We start from the raw sequence: 20,816 nt of genomic DNA, 5'->3' as shown, positions 1-20,816 counted from the left end.
CTGGAAAATGAGCTAAGAAAATAAGCTGGAAAGAGCTGGAAGTGAGCAGACAAACGAGCCAAAAACTGTTGCCGATGATACCCGGCGCGCGGCGCGGCCATCATTACATCTTTGTCATTCTTGCGCCATGGAGCCGCAAATGCAGACCCCGCAGACTGCGCACATCTTTTCTGCGCCCGGGTCTTCGCCATGTGGATCGTCAAAGTCGCGCTGCGGCGCCCCTACACGTTCATCGTTCTCGCGCTGCTGCTCGCGATTCTCGGGCCATTGACGATCCTGCGCACGCCCGCCGACATCTTCCCGAACATCGACATTCCCGTCATCAGCGTGGTGTGGAGCTACAACGGTCTCTCGTCGGAAGACCTGTCGCGCCGCATCGTGGCGCCGTACGAACGCGCGCTGACGTCCGACGTGGAAGACATCGAACACATCGAATCGCAGTCGCTGAACGGCGTGGCGGTAGTCAAGATCTTCTTCCATCCGGGCGCGGACATCACGCGTGCGATGAGCGAAGCGTCCACGGGCGCGCAGTCGCTCTTGCGCATCCTGCCGCCCGGCACGCTGCCGCCGCTCGTGCTCACGTACAACGCCTCGACGGTGCCCATCATGGAACTCGCGCTGTCGAGCAAGACGCTGCCCGAACAGCAGCTCTACGACCTCGGCAACAACTTCATCCGCACGCAACTGGCCACGGTGCAGGGCGCCGCGGTGCCCATTCCGTACGGCGGCAAGGTGCGGCAGATCATGGTCGACATCGACCCGCAGGCGCTCGCCGCAAAGCACCTCACACCGACGGACGTGGTGAACGCCGTCAACGCCCAAAACCTCGTGCTGCCCGGCGGCACCGCGAAGATCGGCACGTTCGAATACAACGTGAACATGAACGGCGCGGCGCGCTCGGTGGCCGAACTCAACGCGATTCCGGTGCGCGCGAATCCGGACGGCACCGTGATCTATCTGCACGACGTCGCTACCGTACGCGACGGCTACGCGCCGCAGACCAACATCGTGCGCCACGACGGCCAGCGCGCGGCGCTGCTCGAAGTGGAGAAGAGCGGCAGCGTATCGACGCTCGACATCATCTCGAACATCAAGCAGCTCTTGCCGCGCATCCGCTCGCAAATGCCGGCGGCGCTCGACATCCGCACCGTGACGGATCAGTCCACCTTCGTGAAGTCCGCCGTGTCGGGGGTGGTGCGCGAAGGCCTGATCGCGGCGGGGCTCACGGCAGCCATGATCCTGCTCTTTCTCGGCAGCTGGCGCGCCACGCTCATCATCGCGATCTCGATTCCGCTCGCCATTGTTTCATCGCTGATCGCGCTCTCGCTGCTCGGGCAGACCATCAACATCATGACGCTCGGCGGACTCGCGCTCGCGGTGGGCATTCTCGTGGACGACGCGACGGTCGCCATCGAGAACATCACGCACCACCTCGAGCAGGGCGAGCCGCTGCTGCAGGCCATTCTCTACGGCTCGGGCGAAATCGCGGTGCCTACGCTCGTCTCCACGCTATCCATCTGCATCGTGTTCGTGCCCATGCTGCTGCTCTCTGGCGTGGCGCGCTATCTGTTCACGCCGCTCGCCGAAGCGGTGGTGTTCGCGATGCTCGCGTCGTACTTCCTCTCGCGCACGCTGGTGCCCACGCTCGCGATGTATCTGCTGCGACACACGAGATCGACAGGCGAGGCGGGTCTGCCTGACGCAGACAGCGCGCCGCGATTCGAGGCGCTGCGGCGTTTCCAGCAGCGCTTCGAGGCCGCGTTCGAAGGTCTGCGCCAGCGCTATCGCCGCACGCTCGAACGGGCGCTCGCGCAGCCGCGTCGCTTCGTGGCGGGCTTCATCGTGATCGCGTTCGGTTCGCTAGCACTTGCCCCGTTCCTTGGCCGCGATTTCTTCCCGCAGATCGATTCGGGACAAATCCGCCTGCACATGCGGGCGAAGACGGGCACGCGCATCGAGCAGACGGCGCGTCTGACCGACGAGGTGGAAGGCACCATCCGCACCGTGATTCCGCCTGCCGAGCTTTCCACCATCGTGGACAACATCGGGCTGCCGGCGAGCGGCATCAACCTCTCCTATACGAGTTCGGGGCCCATCGGCAGCGCGGATGCCGACATTCTCATCACGCTCAACGCGAAGCACCATCCCACAGCGCAGTACGTGGCCGCGCTGCGGCAGAAGCTTGGCACCGCGTTTCCGGACATCACGTTTTCATTCCTGCCTGCGGACATGGTGAGCCAGATCCTCAACTTCGGACTGCCCGCACCCATCGACATCCAGGTGATCGGCACGAACCTTGACCAGAACCGCGCGTTCGCCGATGCACTGCTCGCAAAGCTGCGGGGCGTGGACGGGCTTGTCGACCTGCGCATTCAGCAGCCCGCCGACCAGCCTGCCATCAACGTGGACGTGGATCGCACCAAGGCATTGCAGGCGGGCCTGCAACAGCAGGACGTGGCGCGCAGCCTGCTGATCGCGCTCTCGGGCAGCGCGCAGACGTCGCCGAACTTCTGGTTGAATCCCGCCAATGGCGTGAGCTACCCCGTCATTACGCAGACGCCGCAGTACGACATTCACTCGCTGCAGACGCTTGCCAACATTCCGCTCGCGGCCACCTTCACGCCGGGCACGGGCGGATCGGGCAGCAACGCGGGCGCGGTCACGGGCATTCTCGGCACGCTCGGCACGTTCTCGCGCGGCTCGCAGCAAGCGGTGGTGTCGCACTACAACGTGCAGCCCGTCATCGATATCTACGCCTCTGTGCAAGGGCGCGACCTGGGCGGCGTGGCCGCGGACGTCACGCGCATCGTCGATGCGGCCAAAGCACAGTTGCCGCGCGGCGCGCGCGTCGTGATCCGCGGCCAGGTGCAGACCATGCACGACTCGTTTGCGGGTCTGGCGGCCGGCATCACGTTTGCCGTGCTGCTCGTGTACCTGCTCATGGTCGTGAACTTCCAGTCGTGGCTCGATCCGCTCGTGATCGTCTGCGCGTTGCCCGGCGCGATGGCCGGCATTCTCTGGATGCTGTTCGTCACGCACACCACGCTCAGCGTGCCCGCACTCACGGGCGCCATGATGTGCATCGGTGTGGCGACGGCGAACAGCATTCTCGTTGTGAGCTTTGCGCGCGAGCGGATCGCCGAAGGCATGGCGCCGCTGAAGGCCGCGCTCGAGGCCGGCGTGAGCCGCTTCCGTCCGGTGCTGATGACGGCGCTCGCCATGGTGATCGGCATGGTGCCGATGGCGCTCGGTCTCGGCGACGGCGGCGAGCAGAACGCGCCGCTGGGCCGCGCCGTGATAGGCGGACTGCTTGCCGGCACGCCCACGACGCTGCTCCTTCTTCCCGTGGTGTTCGCCCTCGTGCACGGCTGGCTCGCCTCACGGCGGCGCCATGCGGTGGAGCAGCCCATCGATACCAGCATCCTGAATTGAGCGGAGTTGACCATGTCTTCCAGCGATTTCGACACGGCCGCGCGCGACGCGGAGGCACCCGGCGAGGCTTCGGCCGGTGAAAACACGGACCGGACGAGCCAGGCGAGCCAGATGAACGACAGCGAGCGCAGCGCCGCCGCCGACGTGCCTGCCGGCAAACCGGCCTCAGCACGGAATCGGTGCGGTCGGCGTGGTCGACGTATTGCCTTGGTGGCCGCCGCCGTGGCGGCAGCGCTCGCGGTGGGCATCGTGCCGCGCCTGTCCGCCCACGCGGCGTTGAAGAAGCAGACCGCGGTGCTCGAAGTCCCAACGGTGCAGGTGACGAAGCCTACCGTGGCGCCCGCTGACCAGCCGCTCGTGCTGCCGGCCGACATCGAGGCCAACCAGCAGACGCCCGTCTTCGCGCGCACGAACGGTTATCTGAAAGCGTGGTACGCCGACATCGGCACCCACGTGAAGGCGGGGCAACTGCTCGCCGTGATCGATGCTCCCGAAGTGGACGCAGCCCTGCGCGCCGCGCGCGCCGATCAAGCGCAGGCACGGGCAAACGACCAGCTTGCGCAGGTAACGGCCTCGCGCTGGCAACAGCTCGTCGACACGCACGCGGTCTCGCAGCAGGAGACGGACATCAAGGTGAGCGACGCGCAGGCGAAGCACGCCGCGCTGCTCGCGGCGCAGTCGAACGTGGCGCGGCTTGCGCAGATGCAGTCGTACGAGAAGGTTTATGCGCCGTTCGACGGCGTGGTGACGGCGCGCAACGTCGACGTGGGCACGCTGATCGATGCGGGCAGCGCGGGCGGTCCGGCCAAAGAGATGTTCGACCTCGCGCAGACGCGCACGCTGCGCGTCTATGCCGACGTGCCGCAGAACGATGCGCCGGCCGTGAGCGACGGCACGCCGGCGTGCCTCGTCCTCACGCAGCAGCCGGGCGAATGCCATGCCGGCACCGTGGTGCGCAACAGCGGGGCGATCAACCCGTCCACCCGCACGCTGCGCGTGGAAGTGGATGTGCCCAATGAGGACGGCGCGGTGCTGCCCGGCTCGTACGGCCAACTGCGGCTGACGTTGCACCGCGCGCGGCCGGGGCTTTCGGTGCCCGTGAACGCGTTGCTGTACCGGCCGCAGGGCGTGCAGCTCGCGACCGTCGATGCCCGCCATCGCGTCGTGCTGAAAACGATCACGCCGGGGCGCGACTTCGGTACGCGCATCGAGGTGGTCGCCGGCGTGGGGGCGAACGATCAGGTCGTCCTGAATCCGTCGGACTCGATCACCGATGGCGAGCAGGTGCGCATCGCGCCAGCGGGTGGGGCACAATCATGAGAGACGATGTTTTCTGCGGGCTCGTCGGGCGTATCAGGCAGCGTGTCGGCGCCAGGGCGGCAAGCGAGGGTGGACTCTGCCCTGCGGACCAGCGCTGCCGCCACAACGATGAAGGCACGCTGCGGCACGCTCGTGTCGCGCTCGCGGGCGCGCTCGCCGCGCTGCTGCTGGGTGGCTGCATGATCGGCCCTGACTACGTGCGCCCGCAGGTCGATGTGCCTGCGGCGTACAAGGAGGGCGCGCTGTCCACCTCGTCGCCGGCCGCTGCCACTGCCGCTGCCGCTGCCGTTGCCACTGCCGTTGCCACTGAGGCAGCGGGTGGCGACGCGGCGTCGTCCGCCTGGACGCACGCCATGCCTGCCGATGCCGCCGCCCGCGGCCCATGGTGGACGCGCTTCGGCGACGCGCAGCTCGCTGCGTTGGAGTCGCGTGTCGACGTGTCGAACCTGACCGTGCAGAAAGCCGCCGCGCAGTGGCGCGAGGCGCGCGCCATGGTGGCCTCCGCGCACGCGGACTGGTTCCCGACCATTGGTGCCTCCACGGCTGCGTCGAACCTGCATGACTCGGCGAACGTCATCGGTCACCAGCAGACGGCGGGCAAGACGTTCCAGGACTACGCCGTGGTGGCCGACGCCACGTGGGAGCCGGACCTCTGGGGCCGCGTCGCGCATGAAAACGACGCCGCCCGCGCGAACGAGCAGGCCAGCGCCGCGGATCTGGAAAGCGTGCGGCTTGCCATGCAGTCCGAGCTGGCCGTCGACTATTTCAATCTGCGCACGCTCGACGCCACGCAACGCCTGCTCGACCAGACGCTCGCGGACTACCGCCAGGCGCTCAATCTGACCACGAGCCGGTATCGCATCGGCATCTCGTCGCAGGCGGACGTGGAGCAGGCGCGCACGCAGCTGCAAGCCACCCAGGCGCAGGACCTCGACCTCGGCGTGGCGCGCGCGCAATACGAGCACGCCATTGCGACGCTGATCGGCCAGCCGGCCTCCACATTCACGCTGCCGCCCGCCGCAGCCAACTTCACGCCGCCTGCGATTCCGCCCGGCGTGCCGTCGCAGCTGCTGGAACGCCGGCCCGACATCGCCGCCGCCGAGCGCCGCGTGGCCGCGGCCAACGACGAGATCGGCATCGCGGAGTCGGCGTTTTTCCCGAACCTCGTGCTCTCCGCGGCGGGTGGGCTGGAAAGCTCGGCGCTCTCGAACTGGCTGATGGCGCCTTCGCGCGTGTGGTCGCTCGGGCCGGCACTGGCGGGCACCCTGTTCGACGGCGGCCGTCGCAGAGCCGAGACCGACCGCGCGAAGGCGCAGTACGACGCCAGCGTGGCCGACTACCGGCAGACGGTGCTCGCGGCGTTCCAGCAGGTGGAGGACAACCTGGCGGCGCTGCGCATCCTGCAGCAGGAGACGACGCAGCAGGATGCGGCGGTGCAGTCGGCCGACAAGACGCTGCAGCTGGAACTCGAGCAATACCGCGTCGGCACCGTGAATTATCTGGACGTAGTGGTGGCGCAGAACACGGCGCTCACGAACGAGCGCGCAGCGGTCGACTTGCGGCGGCGCGAAATGGACGCGAGCGTGGATCTCGTGAAGGCGCTGGGAGGTATCTGGTAAGGCGGAATGGCCGCGGCGCGTGCCGTGAGAAAGGGCGGAGCGCGTCCTGGCATTCGTCGACCGACTGTTGTAATCTACCGACAGGCTATCTGATATACTACATACGGAATATTGATTTTTGCGGCGACGCACCATATGATTGAGTCATCCGTTCTCTCAATCTTATGGAGCTTCAAATGGAATTTGTATCTCTCGGGCTTTTTGCCCTCGCCGTGGTGGGTCTGGGCGCTGCCGCAACTGTGCTGCTGACCCGGTGGGTGCCGACATCCGTGGCGCGCCAGGCCGCTCTGCACGGCCGGTTTGCCGATCTGGGCGACGTGCCGGCTGCCGTTCCCGCCGCTTCGTATCGTCCTGCTGTCCGTAAAGAGGCGATGAATGTCGTCGGAACTTCAAACTGAAGCGAGAGTAACGCCGATGGCGACCCCTCTCACGCTCGCGTTGCAACCCATCAACGCGAGCGCCAGTCTGCGCGATCAGGCCTACGCGATGCTGCGTCAGGCCATTGCCGATGCGGACATCTATCAGTCGCACGACGAAATAAGGCTGGACGAGCGCGAACTGAGCGAAAAGCTCGGCGTGAGCCGCACGCCGGTGCGCGAGGCGATGACGCTGCTCGAGCAGGAAGGTTTTCTGCGCATGGTGCCGCGCCGCGGCATCTATATCGTGCGCAAGAGCAAGCGCGAGATTGTCGAGATGATCCAGATGTGGGCGGCGCTCGAAAGCATGGCGGCGCGTCTTGCCACGCTGCATGCGAGCGACGGGGAAATCGCGAAGCTGCGCCACATGTTCGACGACTTTCGCGACACCACGCCCGCCGAGCACATCGAAGAGTACTCGGACGCGAACATCGCCTTTCACCAGGCCATCGTGGAACTCTCGAAGTCGCAGATCATTCTGGACACCATCAAGAACATCTTCATCCACGTGCGTGCGATTCGCCGCATGACCATTTCGCAGAGCGATCGCGCGTCGCGGTCCATCGTCGATCATCTGCGCATCATCGAGGCGCTGGAGAAGCGCGACACGGAACTCGCGGAAAAGCTCGTGCGCCAGCATTCGCTCGATCTGGCCGCTTACGTCGAAGCGAACTGCGACTTCCTCGATTGAACACGGCGGCGGGCGGCGCATGAGCCGCCCGCCGCTTTAGTTCATCTTCCACTCACGCCGAATCACATCGCCCGCAGCGCTTCGACCATCGTTGCGCCGAGCGCCGCCGGCGACTGCGCGACGTGCACGCCCGCCGAGCGCATGGCCTCGATCTTCGCGCCGGCCGTGCCCGTGCCACCCGAAATGATTGCGCCCGCATGGCCCATGCGCCGGCCGGGCGGCGCGCTGACGCCCGCGATGAAGCCCACCACGGGCTTCTTCGTGCGCGCGTCTTTCAGGAAGCGCGCGGCGTCTTCCTCTGCACTGCCACCGATCTCGCCGATCATGATGATGCCTTCGGTGTCGTCGTCGACGAGGAACATTTCGAGACAGTCGATGAAGTGCGTGCCGTTCACGGGGTCGCCGCCAATGCCGATGCACGTGCTTTGCCCGAGTCCCGCCGCGGTGGTTTGCGCCACCGCTTCATAGGTGAGTGTGCCCGAACGCGAGACCACGCCGATTTTGCCCGGCCGATGAATGTGGCCCGGCATGATGCCGATCTTGCATTGGCCCGGCGTGATGACGCCCGGGCAATTGGGGCCCACGAGCCGCGTGCGCGAACCGGCCAGCGCACGCTTCACGCGCACCATGTCGAGCACGGGAATGCCTTCGGTGATGCATACGACGAGCGGCACGCCGGCGTCCACGGCTTCCAGGATCGCGTCGGCCGCCACGGGCGGCGGTACGTAGATCACCGAAGCATTCGCGCCCGTTCGTTCCACTGCGTCTGCCACGGTGTCGAACACGGGCAGCCCCAGATGCGTCGTGCCACCCTTGCCGGGGGTGACGCCGCCCACCATCTGCGTGCCGTAGGCGAGGGCCTGTTCCGAATGGAACGTGCCCTGCGAGCCCGTGAATCCCTGGCAAATCACCTTCGTACCACTATCGATGAGGACGGCCATGTCAGTGCACTCCTTCAACGGCCTTGACCACCATGGCGGCGGCATCGGCGAGATGATCGGCGGAAAGAATGGGCAGGCCCGATTCGCGCAGGATCTGTTTGCCCAGTTCGACGTTGGTGCCTTCAAGCCGCACCACGAGCGGTACGTCCAGTTCCACTTCGCGCGCCGCGGCAACCACGCCTTCGGCAATCACGTCGCAGCGCATGATGCCGCCGAAGATGTTGACGAGAATGCCCTTCACCTTCGGGTCGCGCAGAATCAGCCGGAATGCCGCGGCCACGCGTTCCTTCGTGGCACCGCCGCCCACGTCGAGGAAGTTGGCGGGCTCGCCGCCGTAGAGCTTGATGATGTCGAGCGTCGCCATCGCAAGGCCGGCGCCGTTCACCATGCAACCGATGTTGCCGTCGAGCGTCACGTAGTTGAGCGCATGCTGCGCGGCTTCGAGTTCGGCCGGGTCTTCCTCCGCTTCGTCGCGCATGGCTTCGATCTGCGGATGGCGGAAGAGGGCGTTGTCGTCGAAATTGATCTTCGCGTCCAGCGCGAGCAGATCGCCGTCTTCCGTGACGACGAGCGGATTGATCTCGACGATGGAGGCATCCAGTTCCACGAATGCGCGCCACGCCGCCAGCATGAACTGCGTGGCTGCGTTGATCTGCTTGCCTGAGAGCCCCAGCGCAAACGCCAGCCGGCGTGCGTGGTAGGCCTGCATGCCCGTAGCCGGATCGATGGCGAGCTTCACGATCTTCTCCGGCGTGCGGGCGGCCACGTCTTCGATCTCCATGCCGCCTTCGGTCGATGCCATCACGGTGACGCGCGAGGTGCTGCGGTCGATCAGCATTCCCAGGTAAAGCTCGCGTGCAATCGCGCAACCTTGCTCGACGTAGACGCGTTTCACCTCGCGCCCGGCCGGCCCCGTCTGCTTCGTTACCAGCACGGAAGACAGCATTTGCTCCGCGTGGCTCGTCACTTCCTCCGCTGAGCGCACCACGCGCACGCCGCCCTTGCCGTTGGGGTCGTCGGCGAAACGGCCTGCGCCGCGCCCGCCCGCATGAATCTGCGCTTTCACGACCCATGCCGGGCCGCTGAGCGCCCGTGCCGCCTCGCCGGCTTCGTGAGCCGTGAAGGCCACGCGCCCTTCGGGCACCGCCACGCCGTACTGCCGCAGCAGCGCCTTCGCCTGATATTCGTGAATGTTCACTGTCTCCTCGCTCGCGTTCGTCCGTTCCAAAGGGCACCGCAGCCGGTGCGGGAAAGATCGTGCTTGACGACCTCAAAAATATGGTATGTGATATATCACACGTCATCAAGACGTGACGAAGTCCAGGGTTTTCCCGGGAATGCAGGGCGCGAAGGCTGGAAAATTTGAGTTAATCACTTGAACCAAAAAGAGATTTGGCTCGAACCACCAGCGAATGGCACGGGAAAATTCGTCTTGATTGAATGTGATATATCACATACGGTGTATTGAAAAGCGGTCGCAGGCTATCCGCGTGCCGGGTGTCTTCGATGTGAGCAGCAGTCGCCGTTGAACAAACCGATCGACCAGGAGACGACCATGTCCGCAGTGGTTTCACCCGTCAGCCCCAGCGGCACCACGACCGCAGAAGACACCCTCAAGCAGAAAAGCCGTGACGCGAACATCGTCTCGGGCGGCCATCTGGTTGCGCGAGCCCTGAAGAACGAAGGGGTGGACACCATCTTCACGCTGTGCGGCGGCCACATCATCGACATCTACGACGGCTGCGTCGACGAAGGCATTCGCATCATCGACGTGCGTCACGAGCAGGTAGCCGCGCACGCGGCAGACGGCTATGCGCGCCAGACCGGCAAGCTCGGTTGCGTGGTGACGACGGCCGGCCCCGGTTGCACGAACGCGGTGACCGGCATCGCCACGGCGTTCCGCTCGGAAAGCCCGGTGCTGCACATTGGCGGCCAGGGCGCGCTGGGTCAGCACAAGATGGGTTCGCTGCAAGACCTGCCGCACGTGGACATGATGTCGCCCATCACGAAGTTCGCGGCCACGGTGCCCAGTACCGAACGCGTGGCCGACATGATCTCCATGGCTGCACGCGAATGCTTCAACGGCGCGCCCGGGCCCGCCTATCTCGAAATTCCGCGCGACGTCCTGGACCGCGAAGTCGATCTCACACGCGCCGTGATTCCGCAACCAGGCCACTATCGCGCGTCGACGAAATCCATTGGCGACCCGCGCGACATCGAGAAACTGGCCGACATCCTCGTCAACTCGGAACGGCCGGCCATTCTCTACGGCCAGCAGGTATGGACGGCACGCGGCCACGAAGAAGCCATTGCGCTGCTGCGCGGCCTCGACATTCCCGGCTACTTCAACGGCGCAAGCCGCGGCCTGCTGCCGCCGGGCGACCCGCATCACTTCGACCGCACGCGCTCGCAGGCCTTCGCCAACGCGGACGTGCTGATCGTGGTGGGCACGCCGTTCGACTTTCGCATGGGCTATGGCCGGCGCATCAGCAAGGAGCTCACGCTGGTGCAGATCGACATGGACTACCGCACGGTGGGCAAGAACCGCGATATCGACCTCGGGCTCGTGGGCGACCCCGGCGCGATTCTCAATGCCGTCTTGCAGGCCGCGAGCGGCCGCATCAAGAACGACCGGCGCGAAGCGCGGCGCAAGTGGATGGCACAGCTTCAGGATGCCGAAATGACGGCGACCGAAAAGCTGATGCCACTCTTCAAGTCGAACAACACGCCGATTCATCCGTACCGCGTCGCCTATGAACTCAATGCGTTCCTCGGCGAGGACACCATCTACATCGGCGACGGCGGCGACGTGGTGACGATCTCCGCGCAAGCCGTGCGTCCGCGCCGGCCGGGTCAATGGATGGACCCGGGCGCACTCGGATCGCTCGGCGTGGGCACCGGCTTCGCGATTGCCGCGAAGCTCGCGCATCCCAACAAGGAAGTGCTCTGCTACTACGGCGACGGCTCGTTCGGCATGACCGCCTTCGACATGGAAACGGCCAATCGCTTCGGCGTGCCGTATCTCGCCGTGATCGGCAACAACTCCGCGATGAACCAGATTCGTTACGGACAACTGGCGAAGTACGGCGAAGAGCGCGGCAACGTCGGCAACCTGCTGTCCGACGTGCCCTTCAGCAAGTTTGCCGAAATGCTGGGCGGCTACGGCGAGGAAGTGCGCGACCCCGCGCAGATCGCGGGCGCCCTGCAGCGTGCCCGTGAAGCGATTCATCGCACCGGTCGCTCGGCGGTGGTGAACATCTGGGTCGACCCGCGCGAATATGCGCCGGGCACGAAGAACCAGACCATGTACAAGTGACGCGCCGATCACGCGAATCAGGAGAAGGAGACATCAAATGGGCAAGGCACTCGATGGTGTGCGCATTCTCGACTTCACGCATGTGCAGTCTGGCCCCACCTGCACGCAGTTGCTCGCGTGGTTCGGTGCGGACGTAATCAAGGTGGAACGCGCAGGCGCAGGCGACATCACGCGCGAGCAACTGCGCGACGTTCCCGATGCGGACAGCCTCTACTTCACGATGCTGAACGGCAACAAGCGTTCGATCACGCTCGACACGAAAAACCCCGAAGGCAAGCGCGTGCTGGAAACGCTGATCCAGCATTGCGATGTGCTCGTGGAGAACTTCGCGCCGGGTGCGCTGGACCGCATGGGCTTCACGTGGGAGCGCATCCAGGAACTCAATCCGCGCATGATCGTGGCTTCGGTGAAGGGCTTCGGGCCTGGGCCGTACGAGGACTGCAAGGTCTACGAGAACGTCGCGCAATGTGCGGGCGGGGCGGCCTCCACCACGGGCTTCGACGATGGCCCGCCTGTGGTGACCGGCGCGCAGATTGGCGACAGCGGCACGGGGCTGCATCTCGCGCTCGGCATCGTGACGGCGCTCTATCAACGCGTGCAGACGGGCCGCGGTCAAAAGGTGCTGGCAGCCATGCAGGACGGCGTGCTGAACCTGTGCCGCGTGAAGCTGCGCGACCAGCAGCGGCTCGAACGTACCAGCGTGCTCAAGGAGTATCCGCAGTATCCGAACGGCACCTTTGGCGAAGCCGTGCCGCGCGCCGGCAATGCATCGGGTGGCGGGCAACCGGGCTGGATCCTGAAGTGCAAGGGCTGGGAGACCGATCCGAACGCCTACATCTACTTCATCACCCAGGCGCCCGTGTGGGATCGCATCTGCAATCTGATCGGCCGCGAAGAGTGGATTAGCGATCCTGACTATGCAACGCCGAACGCGCGCCTGCCGCGGCTCAAGGAAATCTTCGCCGAGATCGAACACTGGACCATGCAGCGCACCAAGTTCGAAGCGATGGAGCTGCTCAACAAGTACGACATTCCGTGCGGTCCGATCCTCTCGATGAAAGAAATCGCCGAGGACCAGTCGCTGCGCGCGACAGGCACGATCGTCGAAGTGGACCATCCGGTGCGCGGCAAGTACCTGACGGTCGGCAACCCGATCAAGCTTTCCGACAGTCCGACCGACGTGAAGCGTTCACCGCTCCTTGGCGAGCACACCGACGAGGTCATGGCGGAACTCGGCTACTCGTCGGAGCAGATTAGCGCGCTGCGGGCTGCGGGCGCGATCTGAAGGCTGTTCTGACGACCGCTTTCAAGCGCGACGCCGCCACCCTGGAATAGCCGGCCTCTCGCGCTCGCCGCCGCTCTTCGTTGTCTGCCCGGCAGAGGACATGCAACGCGACACCCGTGCGCCGCTCATGCGGCGCGCAGGGCGGCTCTTCTTCAACCTGTTTCGGAGACGGCAGGACATGGCATACGAAGACGCACTCACGCTCAAGGAACGCGGCACGGCCGCCGTTCAGGACGCAACCGGCCGCGCGGGGAAGACGCACAAGGACATCGTGCGGCACATTCTCGATCACGTGAAAGCCGAAGGGCGCAACGCGCTCACGGCGCCGGAAGGCAAGCTCATTTGCGACGTCTACGGCATCGCGGTGCCGAAGGAAGGCGTGGCGGCCACCGCCGCGGATGCGGCGCAGCTCGCGAGTGAAATCGGATTCCCAGTGGTACTGAAGATCGTGTCGCCCGACATCCTGCACAAGACGGAAGCGGGCGGCGTGCTGGTGGGACTCGCGAACGCGGAGCAGGTAACGCAGGGCTTCGCGACCATCATGGAAAACGCTAAGCGCTACAACGCCAACGCGAATCTCGTGGGCGTGCAGGTGCAGCAGATGGTGGGCGGCGGCCAGGAAGTGATCGTGGGCGCCGTGACCGACCCCTCGTTCGGGAAGCTTGTGGCGTTCGGTCTTGGCGGTGTGCTGGTCGAAGTGCTCAAGGACATCACGTTCCGCCTTGCGCCGGCCACACGCGACGACGCGCGCTCCATGCTCGACGGCATCGCGGCTGCGGAAATGCTGAAGGGCGTGCGCGGCGGCGAGCCGGTGAACCGCGACGCGCTCGCTACGCTGATCGAAAACGTGTCGCGGCTCGTCACGGACTTCCCTGAAATCGCTGAGATGGATCTGAACCCCGTGTTCGCGAGCAAGACAGGTGCGATTGCCGCGGACGTGCGCATCGTGCTCGATTTTTCGCCGCCCGTGGAGCGCTATCGTCCCAGCCAGGAAGACATCGTGCGGCAGATGAACCGCATCATGCGGCCGGATCGCGTCGCGGTGATCGGTGCCTCGTCGGAAGACGGCAAGATCGGCAATTCGGTGATGAAGAACCTGATCAACGGCGGCTACCAGGGCGATATCTATCCAATCCACCCGAAAGCCGACGAGATCATGGGCCGCAAGGCGTATCGCAGCGTGCTCGACGTGCCGGGCGATATCGACGTAGCCGTGTTCGCGATTCCCGCGAAGTTCGTTGCGGCGGCGCTCAAGGAAGTGGGGCAGAAGGGTATTCCGGGCGCAGTGCTGATTCCGTCGGGCTTCGCGGAAACGGGCAACGTGGAAGGCCAGCAGGAGATCGTGGCGATTGCGCGCGAGTACGGCATCCGCCTGATGGGGCCCAACATCTACGGCTTCTACTACACGCCGAAGAACCTCTGCGCGACGTTCTGCACACCGTACGACGTGAAGGGCAAGGCGGCGCTCTCGTCGCAGTCGGGCGGCATCGGCATGGCGATCATCGGATTTTCGCGTGCGGCGAAGATGGGTGTCTCTGCGATCGTCGGGCTCGGCAATAAGTCCGACATCGACGAAGACGATCTGCTCACGTTCTTCGAGCAGGACGACAACACGGAAATCATCGCGCAGCACTGCGAAGACCTGAAGGATGGCCGCGCATTCGCGGAGGCGGCGCGCCGCGTGTCGAAGAAGAAGCCGGTCGTGGTGCTGAAGGCGGGACGCACGAGCCTTGGCGCACGCGCGGCCAGTTCGCACACCGGCGCGCTCGCCGGCAATGACCGCATCTATGAAGACGTGTTCAGGCAATGCGGCGTGATCCGCGCGCGCTCGCTGCGCGATCTGCTCGAATTCGCGCGCGGCATTCCTAAGCTGCCCACGCCGAAGGGCGAAAACGTCGTGATCATCACGGGCGCGGGCGGCTCGGGCGTACTGCTCTCGGATGCCTGCGTGGACAACAGCCTCTCGCTCATGACGATGCCACCCGATCTGGATGCCGCGTTCCGCAAGTTCATTCCGCCCTTCGGCGCAGCAGGCAACCCCGTGGACATCACGGGCGGCGAGCCGCCCACCACGTATCAAAACACCATCCGGCTGGGCCTCGAAGACCCGCGTATTCACGCGATCATTCTTGGCTACTGGCACACCATCATCACGCCGCCCATGGTGTTCGCGAAACTCGTGGTCGAAGTGAAGGAAGAGATGAAGGCGAAGGGCATCGAAAAGCCCATCGTGGCATCGCTCGCGGGCGACGTGGAAGTGGAAGAGGCGGCGGCCTATCTCTACGAGCACGGCGTGCCGGCCTACGCGTACTCCACCGAAATTCCGGTAGCGGTGCTCGGCGCGAAGTACCGGTGGGCACGCGCGGCAGGCCTCATCTGATGCCGGCGTGAGTGAGCGAATGCGACGGGCCGCACGCTGTGTGGCCGGTCGCACATAGACGGGCATCGGCAACGTTCAGCATGGTGCGGACGGCCGGCATGACGACACGTGTGCAGGGCCGGACCGCCACGGAGGCAAGCATGGAAACATGGATGCGCTTCATGTCCAGCGACGGCGGTATCGCGTTTGGACGCGTCGAGAACGGCTATCTGCACGAATACGAGGGCATCGACCAGCCCGTGCCGACCGGCGCCGTGCTCTCCCTGCGCGCGTTGACACCGCTTGCGCCTTGCGCGCCGGGCAAGGTGGTGGCGCTATGGAACAACTTTCATGCGCTTGCCGCGAAGCTCGGCAAGGCCGTGCCCGCGCATCCGCTTTTCCTCATCAAGCCCGCGGGTTCCGTGATCGGGCCAGGCGAGGCGATCCGGCGACCGTCCAGCTACGCCGGCAAGATCGCGTATGAAGGCGAGTTGGGCATCGTGATAGGCAAGCGTTGCCGCGATGCGAGCCTCGAGGCGGCCGAGGCGGCCATCTTCGGCTACACCATCGTCAACGACGTGACCGCCGCCGAACTGCTCAACGAGAACCCGGATTTTCCGCAGTGGTGCCGCGCGAAGGGATTCGATACGTTCTGCGCAATTGGCCCGGCGATCGTCTCGGGCTTCGACTGGCGCGCAGCGCGCGTAGTGACCACGTTAGATGGCGCCGAGCGGCAGAACTATCCCTTGGCGGACATGGTGCTCACGCCCGCGGAGCAGGTCAGCATGATTTCGCACGACATGACGCTGGAGCCCGGTGACGTGATTGCATGCGGCACGTCGCTCGGCGTGGGCTCGATACGCGATGGCGCGACGGTCACGATCGCGATAGAAGGCATCGGCGAGCTTGCCAACACACTGGCCGCGACGCAGGCGCAGCAGCCGACGGTAGCGACGATGGCGGGGCAGGAATGAACGCGGTTGCGCACAGGCTGTATGTGCGCACAGGGCTGCGGCGAGGCATGCTGCCGTGCCGAAACCCGAAGCGAGGCTGTGAATCAGTGGGCTGTGAATCAGTGGGCTGTGAGTCAGTGGGCTGTGAGTCAGTGGGCCGGGAACCCCCGGCCCATGAATCAGTTTCCAGCCTGGGGCGAGATCTCGCGGAAGTACTCGCTCTTCTTGCTGAGAATCAGCTGCGCGAGAAAGTCGGCGTCATAGGCGCGATGCAGATGCGCATGAAACCGTTCGATGTAGGCCGTGATGCGCGCAAGCTCGCTGCTGAACTCGTTGAGCGCGGCGAGCGTGTCATGGTCCCAGCGAAAGCGCAGCCCCAGGTCGCTGAACGCCGCGTTGTAGGCGTCGAGGTGGGCGTCGAGGTGGGCGTCCGCCGCGCTTTCGGTCGCGCTGCGGGACGGGTTGCGCGTGATGGAATGGGACAGAACCGAAGCGTGATTCATGGTCGGACTCCTGTGCAGTCGAGTGAGAGAACTCGACTCCAGCATAGAGGCCGCAATGGATTTGCAATAGTTAAAGTTTTATTGGAAGTCCATAACTTAGCCTTTATGCACCGTCGATTCGGTCACGCGCGTGATCCGTTCGATCAGCTGCGCGCCTTCTTCCATGAGAAAGCGCTTGAAGGCGAGCGCAACGGGCGGCAGCCGCTTGTTGCGGCGATGCACGACGTACCAGTTCAACATGACGGGGAAGGTCTCCACGTCGAGCACGACGAGATTGCCCACCTGCAATTCGAGCGCAATGGTGTGGGCGGAAAGGAAGGCGATGCCCATGCCGGCAATCACGGCCTGCTTGATCGTTTCCGTGCTCTTGATCTCCATGGCGATCTTGAGATTCGAGAGCTTGCCGGCGAAGCCTTCCTCCATGGAATTCCACGTGTCCGATCCGCGTTCTCTCACGATGAACGCCTCGTTCGCGAGCGTGTTCAGCTTGATGTTGCGCTTGTGCGCGAGCGGATGATTGGGCGCCGCCACGATCACGTACGGATGCGGCGCGAAAGGCTCGTTGATGGAGTCCATCTCGTGTGGCGGTCGCACCATGACGGCGAGGTCGGTTCGGTTCGTGGCCAACTGATGCAACAGTTCCTCGCGATTGTGCACCGCGAGGTTCAGCACGACGCCCGAATAGCGGCGCATGAATTCGGCAAGCAGGCGCGGAAAGAAGTAGTCGCCCGCGCTGATCACGGCAACGTTGAGCGTGCCGCCCGAGACGCCCTTCAATTGCCCCATCGCTTCGTCCACTTCGTGGAACTGCTGGATGATGGCGCGGCTGTAGTGAAGCATTTCGGTGCCGGCGGGCGTGAGGTAGATCTTCTTGCCGAGCTGCTCGAAAAGCGGCAGGCCCGCGTGTTCCTCGAGCTGCCTCACCTGCGTGGAGACGGCGGGCTGTGTGAGGTGCAATTCCTCTGCGGCGCGCGAGAAGCTGAGATGGCGCGCCACCGTCTCGAACACCTTGAGCTGGCGCAGCGTGGCGTTTCTCATCGTCATGGCCTTATCCATAAACGAAGGTGAATGCTGATAATAACAAACTTTAATTATGAGTAATTCAGCAATGACCCTAGCATGACTTTGAAAGCATGAGTCGCGGGCCGGGAAATGCGGGTTAACGCGCGGGTAGACGCGGCGCAAAGCAGTAAAAAGCGGGAAGAAGTGGTAAAGAACGGCGAAAAACAAGGAGGGCGCGGTTCCGGAGCATGCGCGGAGCCGGGCAGGCGGGAGCGAAAGGCGGCACAGGTTTTATTCCGCATTTTGCTTAATTCCCGTAATGGAAAATCCGGCAGTCCAATAGCCGGGACATAACCATAAGGCGGAATGGATGCAGGCCGGCGTATTGGCCTGTTGCCCTGAATACATAGCGGAGACAAGTCTCATGGAAGACGTCAATCAACCGGCGGCCGGTCCGTTCTGGCAGAACCGCTGGTGTCAGCTTGTCATCGGCATGATGTGCATGGCGCTGGTGGCTAACCTCCAGTATGCCTGGACCCTCTTCGTCGCGCCGATGAACGCGAGACACCATTGGGGCCAGGCGTCGATTCAACTCGCCTTCTCCATCTTCATCCTGACCGAGACGTGGCTCGTGCCGGTGGAAGGCTGGCTCGTGGACCGCTTCGGCCCGCGTCCCGTCGTGGCAGGCGGCGCAGTATGCGCCGGGCTCGCGTGGGTACTCAACTCGTATGCCACGACGTTGCCCATGCTGTACGTTGCCGCCGTGATTGCGGGCGTAGGCGCAGGCGGCGTGTACGGCACCTGCGTGGGCAATGCGCTCAAGTGGTTCCCGGACCGCCGCGGCCTTGCCGCAGGCCTCACGGCTGCAGGGTTCGGCGCAGGCGCTGCCGTGACGGTGATTCCGATTGCCAACATGATCACGCGCTCGGGCTACGAACACACCTTCCTGTTCTTCGGCCTGCTGCAGGGCATCGCGATCTTCGTGCTCGCGCTGGTGCTCAGGAAGCCTCAGATCCGTGCGGTGACTGCGCAGAAGAAGCGCTTCGCGGTATCGCGCATCGACTTCACGCCAGGGCAGATGATCAAGACGCCGGTGTTCTGGGTCATCTACGTGTGCTTTGTCGCGGTGGCGGCGGGCGGCCTGATGGCCACCGCGCAGATCGGTCCCATCGCGAAGGACTGGGGCTTGGCCCGCATACCGATGACGGTGTTCGGCGCAACGCTGCCGCTGCTCACGCTCACGCTTTCCATCGACAACATCTGCAACGGCTTCACGCGTCCGCTATGCGGGTTCATCTCCGACAAGATCGGCCGTGAAAACACCATGTTCCTGATCTTCATCGGCGAAGGGCTCTCGCTGCTCGGCATGATGCAGTTCGGCACGAACCCCTATGCGTTCATGGTGTTCGCCGCGCTCATCTTCCTGTTCTGGGGCGAGATCTTCTCGATCTTCCCGGCCATTTGCGCGGACACGTTCGGCAGCAAGTACGCAGCTGCAAATGCGGGCACGCTCTACACGGCGAAGGGCACGGCGTCGCTGCTCGTGCCGATCGCGTCGGTGCTTTCCGCAACGGGCGGGTGGAGCGCGGTGTTCGTGGCCTCCGCGGTCATTACGATTGCCGCGGGTGTATCGGCCAAGTTCATTTTGCAGCCCATGCGGGCGCGCTGGATCGAATCGGGCGAAGCCTTGTCCGGTGCGGTGCGCAATGGCAACGGCGGCGCGTCGCGGCTCTCGCACTGGCCTGAGCAGACCGGCGAGTAATCACGTGAGCAGGAAGGCGAGAGGCAAGAGCGCGTAAGCGTGCAAGGCTTCATCGAAGGAACGGTCGCACATGAACGTTTCGCTGCATCAGTTGAAGGTTTTCGTGGTGGTGGCGCGTGAGCGCAGTTTCACGCGCGCCGCGCGCGAGTTCGGGCTCACACAGTCCGCAGTGAGCCGCTGTATTCGCGAGCTCGAAGATGCGATCGATCTGCGGCTCTTCGATCGCACCACGCGCCAGGTCGCGCTGACGTCGGCGGGCGCGGGGCTCGAGCAACGCATTGGGCGGTTGCTCGACGAGATCGAACTCGCGCTCAACGAGGGCCGCGCGTCGTGCGTCGGCCATACCGGTGTGGTGGCGCTGGCCAGCAATGCCGTGTTGTCGTCCGGCTGGTTGCCTCTGGGACTCGCGCAGTGCGCTGCCGCATTTCCGGCGCTTGCCGTGCGCATTCGCGATTTGCCGCAAGCCGCTGCGATTCCGGCCGTGGAGCAGGGCGAGGTGGATTTCGCGCTGATCGCGGATTCGCTCGTGGCCGGGAACGCAACGGTCGCGGCGGCCGGCACCATCGAAGCCCAGCCGCTTTTCACGACGCCGCTTTGCGCCGTGCTGCCTGTGGGTCACGTGCTCGCGCAACGCGACGCGCTTACGTGGTGCGACCTCGATGCGACGCCGCTCATTACGCTCAACGACGACGCGTGCGGCCACGGTGTCATCGCGCGGGCACTGGCCGCGCGCGCGCCCGATGCGGCATCGGTTCAGGAGCTTGGCCATCTCGCCGCGGTGCTGCGGATGGTGGAACTCGGGCTCGGCGTGGGACTGTTGCCCGTGGGGGCGCATTGGCCCGCGCCCTCAGCCGCATTGGCGGTGCGCGTGCTGCAACCCGAAGTGACGCTCACGACCATGCTGGTGCGGCGCAAGAACCGCTCGCTGCGTCCGAATGCTGAAGCGGTGTGGCAGCAGCTTGTCGCCTATGCACACGATGGGGCGAATGAAGCGGCAAGCGCAGCAGCGGGCGCAGCCCCAGGCGACACCGCAGCCGTAGACAAAAGCGTGCAAGCCGCATCGCCGGACGCCCCCGACACCGCCGACGCTCTCGCCCGCCCTCCGGTGCGCACGGTCGCATCGTCGCACGGTGCGCAGCGACCGCCGTCCTTCACGGCGCGCATCGCCTGAGGCATGGGCCTTGCATCCGGGGACGCGAGGGCCCGCGTGCGATCCA

At 64.9% G+C, this 20,816-nt stretch carries 15 protein-coding genes; 11 read left to right on the top strand and 4 right to left on the bottom strand.

All coding sequences use genetic code 11. The features are described 5' to 3' along the window. The first annotated feature begins 189 nt into the window (after window positions 1-189). The 5 genes from P2869_RS26695 to P2869_RS26675 all read left to right on the top strand — a co-directional run bounded on the left by P2869_RS26695 (window position 190) and on the right by P2869_RS26675 (window position 7,478). Complete coding sequence (locus P2869_RS26695; protein WP_277598464.1) at window positions 190-3,432, top strand: efflux RND transporter permease subunit; 3,243 nt, start codon at window positions 190-192, stop codon at window positions 3,430-3,432. Window positions 3,433-3,444: 12 nt separating this feature from the next. Next, on the top strand, window positions 3,445-4,752 hold the full coding sequence (locus P2869_RS26690; RefSeq protein ID WP_277598463.1) for an efflux RND transporter periplasmic adaptor subunit: 1,308 nt from the start codon (window positions 3,445-3,447) through the stop codon (window positions 4,750-4,752). Then, window positions 4,749-6,371, top strand: a complete 1,623-nt coding sequence (locus P2869_RS26685; protein WP_277598462.1) for an efflux transporter outer membrane subunit — start codon at window positions 4,749-4,751, stop codon at window positions 6,369-6,371. Before P2869_RS26690 ends, P2869_RS26685 begins: the two co-directional genes overlap by 4 nt. Before the next feature lie 176 nt (window positions 6,372-6,547). Then, complete coding sequence (locus P2869_RS26680; protein ID WP_017775322.1) at window positions 6,548-6,769, top strand: hypothetical protein; 222 nt, start codon at window positions 6,548-6,550, stop codon at window positions 6,767-6,769. Beyond that, window positions 6,747-7,478 carry a GntR family transcriptional regulator gene (locus P2869_RS26675; protein WP_277598461.1) on the top strand — a complete coding sequence of 244 codons (732 nt, stop codon included), beginning with the start codon at window positions 6,747-6,749 and terminating at the stop codon, window positions 7,476-7,478. Before P2869_RS26680 ends, P2869_RS26675 begins: the two co-directional genes overlap by 23 nt. Before the next feature lie 62 nt (window positions 7,479-7,540). On the opposite strand, the gene sucD is transcribed toward P2869_RS26675, so the two are convergent. Both sucD and sucC read right to left on the bottom strand, forming a co-directional pair. Beyond that, entirely contained in the window at window positions 7,541-8,419 is an 879-nt protein-coding gene (sucD, locus tag P2869_RS26670) for a succinate--CoA ligase subunit alpha (RefSeq protein WP_277598460.1), read from the bottom strand. A 1-nt stretch (window position 8,420) separates the two neighbouring features. Then, window positions 8,421-9,617 carry an ADP-forming succinate--CoA ligase subunit beta gene (sucC, locus tag P2869_RS26665; protein WP_026121563.1) on the bottom strand — a complete coding sequence of 399 codons (1,197 nt, stop codon included), beginning with the start codon at window positions 9,615-9,617 and terminating at the stop codon, window positions 8,421-8,423. A gap of 357 nt (window positions 9,618-9,974) precedes the next feature. On the opposite strand from sucC, the gene P2869_RS26660 reads away from it, so the two are divergent. The 4 genes from P2869_RS26660 to P2869_RS26645 all read left to right on the top strand — a co-directional run bounded on the left by P2869_RS26660 (window position 9,975) and on the right by P2869_RS26645 (window position 16,353). Next, complete coding sequence (locus P2869_RS26660; protein ID WP_277598459.1) at window positions 9,975-11,735, top strand: thiamine pyrophosphate-binding protein; 1,761 nt, start codon at window positions 9,975-9,977, stop codon at window positions 11,733-11,735. Between the two features lie 37 nt (window positions 11,736-11,772). Further along, complete coding sequence (gene frc / locus P2869_RS26655; RefSeq protein ID WP_017775327.1) at window positions 11,773-13,020, top strand: formyl-CoA transferase; 1,248 nt, start codon at window positions 11,773-11,775, stop codon at window positions 13,018-13,020. A 178-nt stretch (window positions 13,021-13,198) separates the two neighbouring features. Continuing rightward, complete coding sequence (locus P2869_RS26650; RefSeq protein ID WP_026121564.1) at window positions 13,199-15,400, top strand: acetate--CoA ligase family protein; 2,202 nt, start codon at window positions 13,199-13,201, stop codon at window positions 15,398-15,400. A gap of 140 nt (window positions 15,401-15,540) precedes the next feature. Further along, window positions 15,541-16,353, top strand: a complete 813-nt coding sequence (locus tag P2869_RS26645; RefSeq protein WP_199542300.1) for a fumarylacetoacetate hydrolase family protein — start codon at window positions 15,541-15,543, stop codon at window positions 16,351-16,353. A 158-nt stretch (window positions 16,354-16,511) separates the two neighbouring features. Here P2869_RS26645 and P2869_RS26640 read toward each other — a convergent pair whose 3' ends face one another. Then, window positions 16,512-16,835, bottom strand: coding sequence for a hypothetical protein (locus P2869_RS26640; RefSeq protein ID WP_277598458.1), 324 nt, complete (start codon window positions 16,833-16,835; stop codon window positions 16,512-16,514). Between the two features lie 96 nt (window positions 16,836-16,931). After that, complete coding sequence (locus P2869_RS26635; RefSeq protein WP_126878684.1) at window positions 16,932-17,879, bottom strand: LysR family transcriptional regulator; 948 nt, start codon at window positions 17,877-17,879, stop codon at window positions 16,932-16,934. A 382-nt stretch (window positions 17,880-18,261) separates the two neighbouring features. Here P2869_RS26635 and oxlT point away from each other — a divergent pair, with 382 nt between their 5' ends. Together oxlT and P2869_RS26625 are read left to right on the top strand one after the other, a co-directional pair. Further along, window positions 18,262-19,599, top strand: coding sequence for an oxalate/formate MFS antiporter (oxlT, locus tag P2869_RS26630; RefSeq protein ID WP_017775332.1), 1,338 nt, complete (start codon window positions 18,262-18,264; stop codon window positions 19,597-19,599). Between the two features lie 70 nt (window positions 19,600-19,669). Beyond that, the gene (locus P2869_RS26625) at window positions 19,670-20,770 is read left to right on the top strand and encodes a LysR family transcriptional regulator (protein WP_277598457.1); all 1,101 of its coding nucleotides are present in this window, start codon (window positions 19,670-19,672) and stop codon (window positions 20,768-20,770) included. Window positions 20,771-20,816 lie beyond the last annotated feature (46 nt).

Origin of the sequence: Paraburkholderia sp. SUR17 (assembly GCF_029536165.1) — a bacterium.
Lineage (GTDB): Bacteria > Pseudomonadota > Gammaproteobacteria > Burkholderiales > Burkholderiaceae > Paraburkholderia > Paraburkholderia kururiensis.
Note: the sequence above shows the minus strand (reverse complement) of the source record. Positions and strands in the feature narration are given on the sequence as shown.